The sequence below is a fragment of the Brevundimonas guildfordensis genome (assembly GCF_014836405.1).
GTDB classification, from domain to species: domain Bacteria; phylum Pseudomonadota; class Alphaproteobacteria; order Caulobacterales; family Caulobacteraceae; genus Brevundimonas; species Brevundimonas guildfordensis.
The window spans coordinates 283,494-298,347 of record NZ_JACSQU010000001.1 but is presented as its reverse complement, the minus strand read 5'-3'; the positions used below and the strand labels follow the sequence as shown (position 1 = coordinate 298,347).

The window sequence follows — 14,854 nt, the reverse complement described above, 5'->3', positions numbered from 1 at the left end:
TCCGTGATTGCTGATGCGGTTGGCTGGATCAGCCGGCCTTGGGGCCGACCTTGATGGTGAGGGGGCTGAGGCCGTCGATGGTCACGACCATCTCGTCGCCCTCAACCACGGCGCCGACGCCCGCCGGGGTGCCCGTGTAGATCAGGTCGCCCGGCTGGATCTCCCACAGGGTCGACAGGTAGGCGATGATGTCCGCCACCGGCCAGATCAGGTCGGCCAGGTCGGCGTCCTGCTTCACCTCGCCGTTGACCGCCAGCTTGATCGCGCCCTTGGTCGGGTCGAAGTCGCCCTCGCCGGCCTTGAGGATCAGGCCCAGCGGCGAAGACTGTTCAACGTTCTTGCCGGTGTCCCACGGACGGCCCTGAGCACGGGCTTCCAGCTGCAGGTCGCGGCGGGTCATATCCAGGCCGGTGGCGTAGCCCCAGACGTGGTCCAGCGCGTCCTCCACGGCGATGTCGCGACCGCCCTTGCCGACGGCGACGACCAGCTCCGCCTCATAGTGGAAGTTCTCGGTCTTGGATGGATAGGCGATGGTCGTTCCGTCCGGCACGACCGTCTCGGCCCAGGCCGTGAAGAAGAAGGGCGGCTCGCGGTCCGGATCGCGGCCCATTTCGCGCGCGTGGGCGGCGTAGTTGCGGCCGACGCAGAAGATGCGGCGAACCGGGAAGTCGTCGCCCGTCGAAGTCTTGGCCAGGACCGGCGCTTGCGGTTGGAACAGCAGGCTCACGCGTTTTCTTCCTTGTAAAGATTCAGTTTTTCCTGACAGGCCTTGTCCGAGTAGCCGAACAGCACAAGCTGGCTGTCGGCCTTGAACACCACCTGTTTCCAGGACGGGACGACCACGATGTCGCGGGGGTTCAGAGCGATCGTCTCGCCCTCGATCACGGCCTCGCCCATCCCCTCGACGACCACGAAGATGGTGCCGTCGGTCGAGCGGCGCGGCTTGGTCTCGAAGCCCGCCGGCAGCAGGCGGACATGGGCCGAGATGGTCGCCATGATCGGGCCGCCGTCGATCGGGTTCATGAACTCGAGGGCATGTCCCAGATGCGGATCGATTTCGGCGCCGCTGTTCGCCAGGGCGTCCAGAGCCGGGCGCCATTCGGCGTAGGGATAGTGGAACAGCGGCTGATGCGCCGGGCGACGGTCCGCCGTGTGGCCCTTCAGCGGGCGCATGTTGCGGCCGTATCGGTTCAGGCTGTCGCCGGCCGGCGCCTGCTCCGGGAACTGGTCCTCGTGATAGTGCTCAGCGAAGCTGGCGTCGAAGTGACGGACGGTCGGGATGTCCAGGCCATCCAGCCAGATCATCGGCTTGTCGGTCGGATTGCCGTGGTCATGCCACTGGCCGCCCGGCGTCAGCACCAGATCGAAGGGGCGCATCACCGCCTTCTCGCCGTCCACCGAAGTATAGGCTTCCTCGCCTTCCAGCACGAAGCGCAGGGCGCATTGCGCGTGGCGGTGAGCCGGGGCGACCTCGCCCGGCAGGATCAGCTGCAGGCCCGCGTAGAGGCTGGGCGTGATGCCCGAATGGCCCGGCAGCCCGGGATTCTCCAGGATCAGCACGCGCCGCTCGGCGTCCTTGGCGCTGATCAGGTCGCCGGCTCGCATCAGATAGTCGCGGGCGTTGTCATAGACCCATTTGTGCACCTTGGCCGGCGACTGCGGCTGGGGCAGCACCAGGGCCGCCAGCTTCTCCCACAGCGGATAGAGCCCTTCCGGCTCCATCTGCTGATAAAGGGTCTCCAGTTGGGCGCGGTTGTCGTTGGTCAGCTGTGTCATGGGGTCAAGCCTCCATGCCGACGTGCAGAACGCCGTCTTCGAGCTTCACCGGGAAGGTGCGCACGGCGACCGAACAGGGCGCGTCCACGGCCGCGCCGGTCTTCACATTGAAGGTGCCCTGGTGCAGCGGGCATTCGATCAGCTCGCCGTCCAGATAGCCGTCGGAAAGGCTGGCCTGGCCGTGGGTGCACAGGTCAGCGGTGGCGAAGTACTCGCCGTCGACAACATAAAGGGCGACGCTCAGGCCGTTGACGACGGCCTTGGCCACGCCGTGTTCTTCCAGGGCCGAGGGCGGCACGGCGGCCGTCCACGACAGGGTCGCAACATCGGTCATGCGGGATACACCAGACTGTTCGGGATCATTTCGGAATCGAAGACGACGATGCGCTCGGCAAAGCGCACCTGATCGCCGTCGCGGACGATGCGGTCGTGGCAGACGGCCGACAGCACGATGTCCGAGTGCTTGTCGATCAACGTCTGCACCACCAGCAGGTTGTGGCGCACGCGCACGCCCTGCTCGTCCTGACTGACGATGCGCGGCGCGGTGGGAAAGCGACGGTAGTAGCGCGGGGCGTACATCTGCGTCCGCGTCAGCCCCGTCACCCGGTCCCTCAGCATGCCGCGGCTCTCGGCCTGCATGGTGCAAAGGGTGAAGCCCGCCTCATAGTTCTCGCGCGGGATCACGCGATAGAGGCAGTCCTCGGTGAAATGCTCGGGCCAGGCGTGCAGATCGACATCGTCCAGCGTGGCGTAATAGGCGTCGTAAAGGTCGCGAACCTCGTCGCGGGAAATGCTCTGGCTCATGCTTACAGGCCCATCACCTTGCGCCAGTAGCGCCACATGGCGCGCACGGCTGTCTCGGTGACCTGGTGGTCGGTCGGTGCGATCTCGCGGCCGCCCATCTGCAGGATCATGTTGGCGTCGGGCGAGCCGGCGGCCCCCTGCTGGGTCATTTCCAGCACCTCGCCGTCGTCGGCCGAGACGAAGCCGGCCGGGCCGAACAGATTGGCCTGGCGGGTGCGCCGCAGCTTCATCTCGTCGGTGTCGTCGGCGTAGCACCAGTGGGTCCAGTGGAAGTCGAACCCGCCCGGCCCCTTGGGCACGATCTGGCGCGTGGTCAGGCTGTTGACCTGCTGCTGCAGGATGACGCTGGGGAAGATGGTGATCATCCCGACGGTCTCTTCGCCCGGGAACTCCTGCACCACGTCCATGACGCGCGGGTCCTCAAGCACCAGGTCGCCCTGGAAGTTGCGGATGTCCGCCATGTCCTCGGTCTTCTCCTGCTCTCCCTTGCGCGAGATCAGGATGCCGTGGCGACCCTCGTCGTCGATGTCGACGGCTGACTTCTGGTCGGCGCGGAACAGGCCGAAAGTGGCGAAGAACACGTGCAGGAGCCCGGCGTGATACGGGTCCTTGATGTTCTCCTGCATCTGCTTCCAGTTGGCGGGAATGTGCTGGCGATTGTAGCCCAGCACCTGCAGCTTCCGGCCGTCGTAGACGCGGGTGTAGTGCTTCCAGAACTTCTCGCCCAGATACTCGCGGAAGGGCGGCGTGTCGTCCGAGAAGGTGGCCCAGACCACGCCGTTGACCACCTCGACCCGCAGCTTGGTCAGGCCGTTCTGCTTCAGGTCGAAGTCTGCGGGCATCCCGCCCTGGCGCTTCACGCCCCGGCGGAAGGGCACGCCCTGCAGGTCGCCGTTCAGGGCGTACGACCATTGGTGGTAAGGGCAGATCAGCTCCTTAGAGTGGCCAAAGCGCGATTGGCAGAACTTGACGCCCTTGTGGGCGCAGCGGTTCTCGACGACCGAAATCTCGTCTTCGCCGGAGCGGACCATGACGCAGGGCTTTTCCCCCAGGGTCGCGGTCTTCCAGTCGCCGACTTCGGGAATTTCACACTCCAGGCCGACGTACAGCCAGTGAGGGCCGTACCATATCTTTTGCAGTTCCTCGGCGTAGATCGCGGGGTCCGTATAGACCCAGTAAGGCACGGCGGCGTCGACGTCGGCCGGCCAGGCGCGGCTGTTCTCGCCCTGCGGCGGGCGTACGGGGATGTTCACTGAAAGCTCCCGAACTGGAATTCGAAGCAGCGATCTCATGTCGCCGTTGACCGCATTGGTGTCGTGGTTTTTGATCTATGTCAAACGCGTTGCACCTAGCGCAATCGAAGACGGAGATCACAAATGGCTGAGCGCATCGTTATTCTGGGGGCCGGACATGCGGGCGGCGCGACGGCTATCGCCTTGCGTGATTTAGGTTTTTCCGGCCCCATCACCCTTGTCGGTGACGAGGCCCACCCCCCCTACGAACGTCCAAGCCTGTCCAAGGACTATCTGTCGGGGGCTGAGGCTGAGCCCGTCTGGCTGGCGCCTGTCGAACGGTGGGCGGAACTGGACGTGACCCTCAAGCTGGGCGTCGAAGCCATCGCCATCGATCGCGACAGGGGGGAGATTCGCCTGGCGGACGGGTCGACCGCAGTTTTCGACAAACTGGTGTTGGCGATGGGCGGACGCGTGCGGCGCCTGCCCATGGCCGACCATCCCGCGGTTCGTTATCTGCGGACCGCTGACGACGCCCGCGCCATAGCTGCGGCGGCCAAATCTGGCGCTCGGGCGCTCGTGATCGGAGGCGGCGTGATCGGTTTGGAGGCCGCTTCTACCCTGCGCGGCTTAGGCATGAGCGCCACTGTGATCGAGACGGGCGAGCGGCTGTTGGGCCGCAACGTCACACCCGAAGCCGCCGGATGGCTGGCCGACGCCCATGCGCGCATCGGAGTCGAGATCAAGCTGGGCCGTTCGCTACAGGGGCTGGATGACGCCGTCGACGGGTCCGTGCTGGCGCGCCTGGACGACGGCTCGACCATCGAAGCCGACCTGATCGTCGTTGGCATTGGCATCATCCCCGCAACGGAACTCGCCGAGGCGGCGGGCTTGCCGGTCGCTGGCGGGGTTCTGGTCGGCGACGACTACCGCTCGCCCGCGGACGACCGCATCTTCGCCGTCGGCGATCTGGCGGCCCGGACACGCGACGGCGCCGCTGCCCGCATGGAGACCTGGGCCCACGCTCAGACATCGGCCCGCACCGCCGCCCTCGCCATCCTCGGCCGCCCCTCGGAGCCCGAGCCGACACCCTGGTTCTGGACCGCCCAGTGCGGCCATAACCTGCAGATTCTCGGCGATCCGCCCGCCGGAGACTCGGTCATTTCGCGTGGCGAGGCGGTGCGCCTCCACCTGCGCGACGGCGTCCTCGTCGGCGCTGTGTGTCTGGACCAGCCGCGCGACTTCGCCGGGGCGCGCCGCCTGATCGGCAAGGTCCTGAACGTGGAGGCGGCAGGCGATCCGTCCGTCGACCTGCGCAAGGCGGCCGCCTAGGGCGTCATGGGCGGACGCCGCCGGTCGCCACCGTGATCTGGTCGCATACCTCGATCAGGCGTTCGCGCGCCTGATCGTCGTATTCCGGCTTGAATACGTCGGTCGCCAACACAGTCGCGGTGAAGATCGCCCCCCCTTGCAGGTCGAATATCGGGACGGCGGTCGCTCGCAGGCCTGGGATCAGGTCGCCCTGGATGGAGGAGTAGCCGTCTCGCCGCACGCGGGCGCGCAGGGCTTCGACGTCGACCGGCTTGAACTGCGGCTGGGTCTCGCGCTCGACCATCTCTCGCGTCTCCGCCGGCGGGCGGAAGGCCAGAAACACATGGCCCGTGGCTGAGCTCAGCAGCGGCAGCGGCGAGCCGACCATCAACGAGGTCGAGATGGCCGGGGTACCCATGATCCAGCGCACCACGATCGGCCCGGTCGGCCCCAAGGTGCCCATCTGGACCGTCCGCCCCGTCTCCGCGACATAGTCGCTCAGCGCAATGGCGGCCTCTCGAAAACTGTCCATCCGCGACAGGGCGGCCAGCCCCAGTCGCAGCGCGCCGGACCCCAGCTCATACCGCCCGGTGGCTGCATCCTGGCGCGCCATTCCGGCCGCAATCAGGCTGGCCAGATAGCGGTGCGCCTGCGAGGCGGACAGGTCGGCGGCCTGAGCGATTGCGCCCAGCGCCGCCGCGCCGTTCTGGGAGGCCAGCACCTCCAGCACGCGCAGGCCGATTCCTACGGACTGAATGCCTTGGCGCCGCTCACCTGTCTCACTCATTGCTTCGTCCGCAGCTATTCTTCGCCATCGCCAAGATACAGATTCTACAGAGCCGTCAGAAGGCCAGCGGCGCGGTCTGCCATATTATCCCGATCGCCGCCACAAGGGCGCCGGTCACGGCCACCCGCCGCTCCCACCCCACCGTCTCATCCGAACCTGGACGTCGCAGCATACGGCTGGCCAAGAGCGCCACGAGAGCCAGACACAGAAGACTGAAACCCAGCCCGATCCAGCGCCCCGAGGCAGCTTCTGGCGAGGACCAGACGTCGGCGGCGCTGGCCAGCAGGTACAGCCCGAGGAAGTGGGCGGCCCAGATCAGCAGCCCCCCCGTCATGGTCAGCCAGCGCTTCATGATCCGGCGCCCGGAAACACCCGGACCAGCAGGAGGACCGCCGCCGCTTGCCCCGCGGCATAGGTCAGGAAAAGGCCAATCAGATCGACTGTGGAGGGACGTTCGGCCGACACACGCCCGAACGCCCGGCGCAACAGAATATAGAGTCCCATCAGGGCCCCGATCGCCGCAAAGGCGGCCGACCAGCCCAGAAGCGCGAAAACGGAGGCGCCCTGGCTTGTGACGTCTGGCTTCAGCCCGACGGACCACCAGGCCTTGAGCTCAAGCCCCACCCCCGCCGCCACTGCCGCAGCGCTGATGACCAAGAGACCCGTAGCGACCGTCTCTGGTCTGGTGGCGGCCCGCCGCAAGATGCGTGGGGCCGCCATAGCGGCCAGCCCGGCCAGAGCCAAAACGCCGAGATGCAGCAGCATGGACGTCATCTCCGGCGGGGCCTGCCACAGGTCCGGCCGTCGGCTCCACAAGAACACGTAGGAAAAGCCCGCCAGCAAGCAGACCATCCCGCCTACGATCAGCACGATCACCATGGCCCACCATCCATGGCTGGACGGGCCCGAGACATAGTTGGGCACGCGGATGCCCGCGCCTATGTCCGTCGTCTGGCGGCTGTGCGGCGTGTCCAGGAACCAGCACCAGCGCATGATGCAGTAGACCGCCAGGACGCCGCTGATAACCGCCGCCGCATAGGCCTGAATGGTCAGGATCAGGAAGAAGCCTGCGGTGAAGACGGCGCCGAAGACGTGCCACGGCGAGGGGCGCGGGAGGCGCAACACATATTGGGGCTCGGCGTTCAGGGGGCTGGTGACCAGGGTCTGCCGCTCCCCGCCGGCCGCGCCCGGTAGAAACCACCGCCCGTCCTCGACCTGCTTCGCGAGGCCCTTCTGCTCCCATAGGGGATAGAGGCTCTTCACCAGGGGGACGGACCGTACGGAGTAATAGCCGCTGGGCAGCCATTCCAGGCCGGGGCCGTCGTGGATGTTTCCCGCCTCGCGCGGGCCAAAGGGGCGAAAGTTGCGGACCATGTCGACCACCCACAACAGCACCGCCAGGCCGAACAGGAAGGCCCCTATGGTCGAGATGAAGTTCGGCAGATCCCAACCCCGCCCCGGCAGATAGGTGTAGACCCGACGCGGCATGCCCATCAGACCAGTCAGGTGCATGGGCAGGAAGGCGATGTTGTGCCCGGCGAACATCAGCCAGAAGATCCATTTGCCCATGCGCTCGCTCAGGGGCCGCATGCTGGACATGGGCAGCCAGTAGTAGATGGCCGCGAACAGGGGGAAGACCATCCCGCCGATCAGGACATAGTGCAGGTGAGCGACGATGAAGTAGCTGTCGTGGGCCTGCCAGTCGAAAGGCACCATGGCGACCATCACCCCCGTCAGCCCTCCCATGACGAAGATGATCAGGCCGCCGACGGCGAACAGCCCGGGCGTGGAGAAGCGCATCTTTCCGGCCGCTATGGTGGCGATCCATGCGAAGACCTGCACCCCCGCCGGCACGCTGACCGCCATGGAGGCTGCGCTGAAATAGTTGATGCTGATCTGAGGCATGCCCGTCGTGAACATGTGGTGCGCCCAGACGCCGAAGCTGATGAAACCGGTCGCCAGCATGGCCATGACCACCAACGAGTGGCCGACCAGCTTGGTCCGCGCCATGGCCGGGATGATGGTCGACATGGCCCCCGCCGCCGGCAGGAAGATGATGTAGACCTCCGGGTGGCCGAAGAACCAGAACAGGTGCTGCCACAGCATGGGATCGCCGCCCTTCAACGGATCGAAGAAGGGCCAGCCCAGCGCCCTCTCCAGCTCCAGCAGCAAGGTCGCCAGGATCACCGAGGGAAAGGCGATGATGATCATGCAGGCGAAGATCAGCATGGCCCAGGCGAAGACCGGCAGCTTGTCCAGCGTCATGCCGGGCGCGCGCGTCTTCAGCACCCCGACGATGATCTCGATCGCGCCCGCAATGGCCGATATCTCGATAAAGCCGATGCCCAGCAGCCAGAAGTCCGCGTTGATCCCGGGCGAATAGGTCATGCCCGTCAACGGCGGATACATGAACCACCCCCCATCCGGCGCCAGGCCGAAGAACAGGGAGCAGAAGAAGGCTAGCCCGCCGATCAGGTACGCCCAGAAGGCATAGGCCCCCAGGCGCGGAAACGGCAGGTCGCGCGCCCCCAGCATCTGCGGCAGCAGCAGCACGCCCAGCGCCTCGACCGCCGGCACGGCGAACAGGAACATCATCACCGTGCCGTGCATGGTGAAGATCTGGTTGTAGGTTTCCTGCGGCAGGAAGCCGGTCATCGGCAGCGCCAGCTGGGTCCGCATCAGCAGCGCCAGCACGCCCGCCAGCACGAAGAACAGCATGGCCGCGCCGACGTAATAGACGCCGATGATGTTGTTGTTGATCGCCGTGATCCACTCGCCGGGGCGGCGCGGTCCGCACCAGGCGGCTTCCAACTGCTCCAGTTCGCCGTCCGGACGCGGCTCCTGGGTAGGAAAGCGATCGTATTTGCGGACGTCGAAGCCGGTTTCCGACGTCATTTCAGACTGTCCAGATAGCCGGCCAGGTCGCGCAGCTCTCGCCCTGTCAGCACCGGATAGGAAGGCATCCGGTTGCCCGGCTTGATTCCTTGACTGTCGGCGATCCACCCCGCCATCGTGCCCTGATTGTTGGGCAGAATGCCCGCGCCCAGGGTCTGGCGCGAACCGACGTGGGTCAGGTCCGGACCGGCCAGGCCGTTGGCCTCCGTCCCGCGGATCGTATGGCAGGCGCCGCAGCCCGAGGCGCTGAACACCCCCGCGCCGGGCAGGGCGGACGGCGCCGCGGGCGCAGCCTGCTTGGCCTGCCAGGCCGCGAAATCGGCCTCCGCATGGGCGACGACGACGAAGCCCATCAGGGCGTGAGGGCCGCCGCAGTACTCAGCGCACTGGCCCGCGTAAACGCCGGGCGCGTCCGCCTGAATGCGCATGAAGTTGCGACGCCCGGGGATCATGTCCGTCTTCCCGCCCAGGCGCGGCACCCACAGACTATGGATGACGTCGGCGCTTTCCAGTTCGATCACCACCGGGCGCCCGACGGGGATATGCACCTCATTGGCGTCCTGCACCGTTTCGCGCCCTTGATCGTCGAGATAAGCCACACGCCACCACCACATCTCCCCCGTCACGCGCACGCGCATCTCGCCGTCGCGGGGCGCGTCGGACACGCGCGCGGTGACGCTGAGGCCGTAGATCAACAGGGCGGTCAGCACGACCACTGGGAAGGCCAGGCCGCCCATCCAGACCAGCCGCTCGCCGCCCACGCGGCGTTTCCACTTCCGCGGCCCGAACAGGGCCACGCCCAGCGCGACCAGGACGACGGCCAGCACCACCGCCCCCATGACGAACAGCACCCAGGCGACGACCGTCACCGGCCCTGCGAACGGCCCGGCCGGGTCCAGCACCGGCGGCGGCCAGCCGCTCAGCATGTCGGGCGTCTCAATCGTCATCGAGCGTATAGAGGTAGGCCGCCACGTCGCGGGCTTCGGCTTCGGTCAGCGGCATGAGCGGCATGCCCGTGTCGGCCAGCAGCGAAGGCGCGTCGCGCACAAAGGCCGCCATCACCTCGGGCTGGTTGGGCAGGCGTCCGGCGATCATAGGCCGCGCCCCCACACCCGCCAGCGAGCCGCCTGTCCGCCCCTCGGGCCAGGCGACGCCCGGAATCTTGTGGCAGGCGGCGCAGCCGCGGCTTTGGATCAGGCGCAAGCCCTCGGCCGGGTCGGTCCCCGCCAGGGCGCGCGGGGCGTCGGCCTTGTCCGCACAGGCGCCCAGCCCCAGCAGGCCCAAGGCCGTGAAGGCGGCCCCTATGAAACGCATGGTCCGGACATGATCGCATCGGGCCCCTTTCCCAGCTTCGCCAGAACCAATCCGCCGCATCGCCAGGAGTTCCGCGGAACCGTCGCCGTTAAGCCGGTGTTGGGTCAGAGTGCGCGCCCTGCCCTTCGCCCTTGTCGGATTAGCCCTCGCCGCCTGCGACACCACGCCGGGCGCGACCGACCGCGCGTTCCAGTCTTCCGGCCAGGTCATCGCCATGGGCGGCGGCGCGGGCGGCGCGGGCAACGCCTGCTTCACCTGTCACGGGCTGAACGGCGAAGGCGACGGCGTCTCGTCGCCGCGCTTGGCCGGCCTGGATCAGGGCTATCTGCAAAAGCAGCTGGAGGACTACGCCAGCGGCCTCCGCCCCGACGACGTGATGACCCGCGTGGCCAGGGTTTTGGATCAGGACGCCCGCCGGGAGGTGTCGGCATGGTACGCCGGCCTTCCGCCGCCGGCGCTCCCTGCCTCCAGGTCCGCTCCACCTCCGCTTTGGCTAACAGGGGACGCGGCAAGGGGCATCGTCGCCTGCGCCAGCTGTCACGGCGTCGAGGGACAGGGCGCGGGCGAAGGACAGCCCTCTGTCAGCGGCCAGCCGACCGCCTACACCCTGGAGCAGCTCGACCGCTGGCAGTCCGGCCAACGCCGCAACGACCCGCGCGGGGTCATGGCCGCCGCCGTCCAGCGGCTGACGAAAGAGGAAGCCCGCTCCATAGCCGCCTGGCTGTCGACGCGACCCGCTTCTCGAGTGCGCGCCAGCGCCTCTGCCAGCGCGACCGTTTCGGCTGCAGCTGCGGCGCGACCGGCAGCATCGCGTGAAACACGTCGTCCCGATCGATCAGATGGTGCTTGAGCGCCGCCCCGGCGTGGATAGGGATCATCAGCAACAGGGTCATCACCAGACCCCAGTGCATCCACTCCGCAGCCGCCTCCACCGCCCAGAGCTGGCGGTTGGACAGATCCTGCATCGGCAGCAGCGGCCAGGGAATGAAGCCTGCCGCCGCCAGCTTGGTGTCCCTCGCCGTCGCCGAGATCATCGCCCAGCCCGACAGCGGCAGGCCGAACAGGCAGATGTAGAAGACAAAATGGGTGACCCGAGCCGCCGCGCTCTCCCAGCCCGGCTTGTCGGCGTCGTTGATGAGATCCGGCGCGACCAGCCGCCATGTCAGGCGGCCAATCACCAGCAGAAGCATCAGCATCCCCATGGCGAAGTGGACCTCATAGGCCGCCACCTTCTCGCCCCCGACGGGCAGCCGCCCCATCCACCAGCCCCAACCGAGCTGAAAGAAGACCAGAACCGCCATGATCCAATGAAACCAGATAGCGACGGGCGAATAGCGTCCTTCGTCGTGGTGACCGGCCGCCCATTCCAGCGCCTGAGCGATCAGCCGATCGATCATGCGGCGGCCCCGCCCGCCGGCCTGTCCGTCGGCTTCAGCAGCCCGTTGAGACGCCACAAGGCGACGAGCAGATAGGCCGCCGCCGCCGGCGCCCACATGATCAAGCCCGCCGCCTGCTGGTCGTCCATCGGCGTCACGCCCCAGGCCATGGTGCTGGCGAAATGCGGGGCGTAAAGCGGCTGGCCCGCGAAGACGATCAGCGCGCCCAGCAGGCCCATCAACAGCATGGCGGCCAGGAGGGCCGCGACGGCTGCGTGGCCGCGCGCGCTGCGCACCGCCGCCCAGAACCACACCGCGCTGCCCAGGATACTGACCTGCATCAACCAATAGACGGCGTCATGCGACAGGGCCTGAGCGTAGAGGTCGGGCGCGTGCCAGGCCCAGAATACGACCGCCTGCATCGCCGTCGCCGCCGCGAGACGCGGCCGCCGCAGTCGCGCAACGCACAGCGCCAGCAGCGGCGCCGCCGCCAGCACCAGCAGCAGGTGATGCAGCGTCCGGGCGGCGAACAGGGCTGAACTGAGCGCGCACAGCGGCGAGACGAACCCCACCGCCAGCACCGCCATCGCCGCGGCATACCGCCCCCTCGCCGGGCCGCGCAGCAGCACCAGCCCTGCGAGGGCCGCCGCCGCCAGGACAGTCCACAGAGCAGGGTCCCCGTTCCAGCGCCCAAGCGCCTCGGCGGGCGCGGGCGCGGGCCCGCAATACGGCGTCCAAACGGTGTCGACCATCCTACGCCAACGCCTCCGCTTGCAGACAGTTCATCGGCTGGGCCGCGCAGATCAGAGAATGCCTCTGCGCCAATCAACTATTGCACCACGCTCCATGGGATGAACATCTAGAAGCTGGCGCGACCCACGCTGGCAGCAAAAGGAGAAGGCATGGCAGAAATGAAGGATATAGAGTTTTCTTGCGGTGCGGACCGCTACTGGGCGCGTACTGAATACGACGCCAGCACGACGCGATGGGTCATCAGAATTTTCGACGACAGCAGCGCCGTCGTCACCGGGTTCGAAGCTTTCGTTGACCTTGATGAGGTTCATGACATCACGGGGAACGACTACCACCCTGGTCGCGTGGAGGCGGCGGCCCGAGACCTCATCCGCGAATTCATCGAGACCGGCGGCGAACCGCGGCGGTACCCTGAGGACTAATCCGCGACGCTCGCCGGAACCCACTCCATGCGCACATCCGACTTAAACGCCGGGCTTGGCGACCCTTTCCCTTTTGCGGCGTTAGTAACCTGCACCGGAGGGAAGCGTGATCGACAAGCCTGAAGCGAAATCAGCTAGGTGGCGCCGACAAGCGGGGGCGGCTCTGCGACGCCTACGCGACAGGATCGAGGCCTTCAGGTCCTACGTCGCAGCTCGCGATCCCGTATGGCTCGCCGTCCGACGCCCCGGCAGGCCAGAGATCATCGCGGCGGCGATCACCGTCGTCCTCGTCGGCGGCTTTCTTCTGTTCCTTGCTCTGTTCGACTGGAACTGGGTGCGGGGTCCCATCGGCCGCGCCGCCTCCGCCTCAACCGGGCGCGAGGTTGCGTTGAAGGGAGACCTGGATGTCAGGCTGTTTAGTTGGACGCCCTCGGCCACGGTCAGGAACCTTAGCATCAGCGGCCCCGACTGGGCGTCCCAGCGCAACACCGCCGACATCGAACGGCTGGACGTAGCCGTGCGGTTACGGCGCCTGTTTCTTGGCCAGGTCGAGGTTTCGTCCCTCACCATGACACGTCCTCAGGCGCATCTGATCGTGGATGAACAGGGGCGTCGGAGTTGGGATCTGAAGCCGAACCGTCCCGATGACGGCCGGGGCGCCCGGTTGCCGGTCATCCAGCGCCTGGTCATCCATGAGGGCCGATTGACGCTGGACGAGCAACGACGCGGCATGACCCTCGACGCGGTCGTCTCTGCCCGCGAAGCCCGCTCGCCGGACGATGACGAAAGCGGTTTCGTGCTTGACGGCAAGGGAACCATGAATGGCGAGCCCCTGACCCTTCGCGTCACAGGCGGTCCTTTCATCAACATCCGCCGTGACCGTCCCTATGCCTTCACGGCCGACCTAGCGGGCGCGGGGTCCCGGCTGAGGGCGGCCGGAGCGATCACCCGGCCCTTCGACCTGGGACGGTTCAACGCCAGGCTGGACCTCCAGGGGCGCGACCTCGCCGACCTTTATCTTCTGACCGGCATCACGACGCCCAACACCCCGCCCTACCGACTGAGCGGCGGCCTGACGCGTGATGGGGCGCGGTTCAGATTTGCGGACTTCAGCGGGCGGGTCGGATCATCCGACCTGTCGGGGACCGTGGAGGTTAACAAGGTCGGCGGACGCCGTCGGGTCGATGCGGAGCTCGCCTCTCGCACCCTGGATATCGACGACCTGGCGGCCGTGCTGGGCGCGCGTCCGCGTGTCACGGCGGGAGGTACGGTGGCGACTTCCGGCGCCCCCGGCAAACTGCTGCCCGACGCCCCGTTGAGGACCGAGCGTCTGCGCACGATGGACGGGTCGGTGAGCTATCGCGCCGCTTCGGTGAAAGCCAACGCCTTCGACGTTCGGCAGGTCCGTCTCGGCGCCGACCTGAAGGAAGGCATTCTGAAGCTCGATCCCGTCTCGTTCGCTTTCAACCGAGGCGAGCTGCACGGGACGGCGAGGATCGACGCCACCAAGGACATGCCTTACAGCGCGATCGATTTTCGCCTCAGCGGCTATCCGCTCGAATCTATCATCCCCGCCCGGAACGGCGCGCCCACGGTGACGGGCCGCGCCCTGGGCCGAGCAAAGCTCGAAGGGCCCGGCGCATCGATCCATGATCTGGCGGCTCGCTCCAAGGGCAGCATCAGTCTGGTCGTTCCGCAGGGTCGTATGCGGTCGGCCTTCGCCGAACTGCTGGGGATCAACGTCGGCGCGGGCCTGCGCAAGCTGCTGTCAGGCGATCAATCTGAGTCGCCGATCCGCTGCGCTGTCGCCGATTTCAAGGTCGCCGACGGGGTCGCCACCGCCCGCACCCTGGTGATCGACACCGACGTCGTCCTGGCCCAGGGCTCGGGAACGATCGACCTGGGCGCTGAGACCCTGAATCTGAAGCTCGACGGTGAAACCAAGAAGCCGCGTCTTCTGCGCGTGTGGGCCCCTATCACGATCACCGGCCCCCTCGCCTCGCCCGCCCTCGGCGTTGACGCCGCGGCCGTCGCAACCCAAGGCGGGGTTGTCGGCGCCCTCACCGCCTTGGTCAGCCCCATCGCGGCGCTGCTTGGGTTCGTCGACCCTGGCCTGGCGGACGACGCCGACTGCGGCAACCTGATCGCGAACGCGCGCTGACCTCTGCCCACCTGGCCGCCGAC

The 14,854-nt window shown here is 67.3% G+C and carries 15 protein-coding genes and 1 pseudogene; 4 read left to right on the top strand and 12 right to left on the bottom strand.

The window, feature by feature from the left end:
* Positions 1-28 precede the first annotated feature (28 nt).
* From H9656_RS01380 to H9656_RS01360, 5 genes are read right to left on the bottom strand one after another with little or no spacing between them, the layout of a single operon-like run.
* A complete protein-coding gene (locus H9656_RS01380; RefSeq protein WP_191742507.1) occupies positions 29-727 on the bottom strand; it encodes a fumarylacetoacetate hydrolase family protein in 699 nt (232 codons plus the stop codon).
* Complete coding sequence (gene gtdA, locus H9656_RS01375; protein WP_191742506.1) at positions 724-1,776, bottom strand: gentisate 1,2-dioxygenase; 1,053 nt, start codon at positions 1,774-1,776, stop codon at positions 724-726. The genes H9656_RS01380 and gtdA overlap by 4 nt, the downstream gene beginning before the upstream one ends.
* 4 nt (positions 1,777-1,780) lie before the next feature.
* Positions 1,781-2,110 (bottom strand): non-heme iron oxygenase ferredoxin subunit, encoded by a 330-nt coding sequence (locus tag H9656_RS01370; protein WP_191742505.1) that lies wholly within the window; start codon positions 2,108-2,110, stop codon positions 1,781-1,783.
* Positions 2,107-2,580: an aromatic-ring-hydroxylating dioxygenase subunit beta gene (locus H9656_RS01365; protein ID WP_191742504.1), complete on the bottom strand. Its 474-nt coding sequence runs from the start codon at positions 2,578-2,580 to the stop codon at positions 2,107-2,109. The genes H9656_RS01370 and H9656_RS01365 overlap by 4 nt, the downstream gene beginning before the upstream one ends.
* A 2-nt stretch (positions 2,581-2,582) precedes the next feature.
* On the bottom strand, positions 2,583-3,833 hold the full coding sequence (locus tag H9656_RS01360; RefSeq protein ID WP_318240585.1) for an aromatic ring-hydroxylating dioxygenase subunit alpha: 1,251 nt from the start codon (positions 3,831-3,833) through the stop codon (positions 2,583-2,585).
* A 123-nt stretch (positions 3,834-3,956) separates the two neighbouring features.
* Between H9656_RS01360 and H9656_RS01355 the strand changes: the two genes are divergently transcribed.
* On the top strand, positions 3,957-5,144 hold the full coding sequence (locus H9656_RS01355; protein WP_191742502.1) for an NAD(P)/FAD-dependent oxidoreductase: 1,188 nt from the start codon (positions 3,957-3,959) through the stop codon (positions 5,142-5,144).
* A 4-nt stretch (positions 5,145-5,148) separates the two neighbouring features.
* Here H9656_RS01355 and H9656_RS01350 read toward each other — a convergent pair whose 3' ends face one another.
* Genes H9656_RS01350 through H9656_RS01330 form a run of 5 tightly spaced genes read right to left on the bottom strand, consistent with a single transcriptional unit; the run spans position 5,149 to position 10,119 of the window.
* Positions 5,149-5,910 carry an IclR family transcriptional regulator gene (locus H9656_RS01350; protein WP_191742501.1) on the bottom strand — a complete coding sequence of 254 codons (762 nt, stop codon included), beginning with the start codon at positions 5,908-5,910 and terminating at the stop codon, positions 5,149-5,151.
* A 55-nt stretch (positions 5,911-5,965) separates the two neighbouring features.
* Complete coding sequence (locus H9656_RS01345; RefSeq protein ID WP_191742500.1) at positions 5,966-6,262, bottom strand: hypothetical protein; 297 nt, start codon at positions 6,260-6,262, stop codon at positions 5,966-5,968.
* Positions 6,259-8,805 carry a cbb3-type cytochrome c oxidase subunit I gene (locus H9656_RS01340; RefSeq protein ID WP_191742499.1) on the bottom strand — a complete coding sequence of 849 codons (2,547 nt, stop codon included), beginning with the start codon at positions 8,803-8,805 and terminating at the stop codon, positions 6,259-6,261. Before H9656_RS01340 ends, H9656_RS01345 begins: the two co-directional genes overlap by 4 nt.
* On the bottom strand, positions 8,802-9,752 hold the full coding sequence (coxB, locus tag H9656_RS01335; protein ID WP_191742498.1) for a cytochrome c oxidase subunit II: 951 nt from the start codon (positions 9,750-9,752) through the stop codon (positions 8,802-8,804). The genes H9656_RS01340 and coxB overlap by 4 nt, the downstream gene beginning before the upstream one ends.
* On the bottom strand, positions 9,742-10,119 hold the full coding sequence (locus H9656_RS01330; protein ID WP_191742497.1) for a c-type cytochrome: 378 nt from the start codon (positions 10,117-10,119) through the stop codon (positions 9,742-9,744). The genes coxB and H9656_RS01330 overlap by 11 nt, the downstream gene beginning before the upstream one ends.
* Before the next feature lie 214 nt (positions 10,120-10,333).
* On the opposite strand from H9656_RS01330, the pseudogene H9656_RS14300 reads away from it, so the two are divergent.
* A pseudogene (locus H9656_RS14300) lies at positions 10,334-10,789 on the top strand (c-type cytochrome); the annotation flags it as partial.
* Here the strand turns inward: H9656_RS14300 and H9656_RS14025 are convergent.
* A complete protein-coding gene (locus tag H9656_RS14025; RefSeq protein ID WP_225212181.1) occupies positions 10,782-11,516 on the bottom strand; it encodes a cytochrome b in 735 nt (244 codons plus the stop codon). The pseudogene H9656_RS14300 and the gene H9656_RS14025 sit on opposite strands and share 8 nt — an antisense overlap.
* Positions 11,513-12,247, bottom strand: a complete 735-nt coding sequence (locus H9656_RS01320; protein ID WP_191742495.1) for a cytochrome c oxidase assembly protein — start codon at positions 12,245-12,247, stop codon at positions 11,513-11,515. Before H9656_RS01320 ends, H9656_RS14025 begins: the two co-directional genes overlap by 4 nt.
* Positions 12,248-12,397: 150 nt before the next feature.
* Between H9656_RS01320 and H9656_RS01315 the strand changes: the two genes are divergently transcribed.
* Together H9656_RS01315 and H9656_RS01310 are read left to right on the top strand one after the other, a co-directional pair.
* The gene (locus tag H9656_RS01315) at positions 12,398-12,670 is read left to right on the top strand and encodes a hypothetical protein (RefSeq protein WP_191742494.1); all 273 of its coding nucleotides are present in this window, start codon (positions 12,398-12,400) and stop codon (positions 12,668-12,670) included.
* Between the two features lie 106 nt (positions 12,671-12,776).
* The gene (locus H9656_RS01310; protein ID WP_318240584.1) at positions 12,777-14,831 is read left to right on the top strand and encodes an AsmA family protein; all 2,055 of its coding nucleotides are present in this window, start codon (positions 12,777-12,779) and stop codon (positions 14,829-14,831) included.
* Positions 14,832-14,854 lie beyond the last annotated feature (23 nt).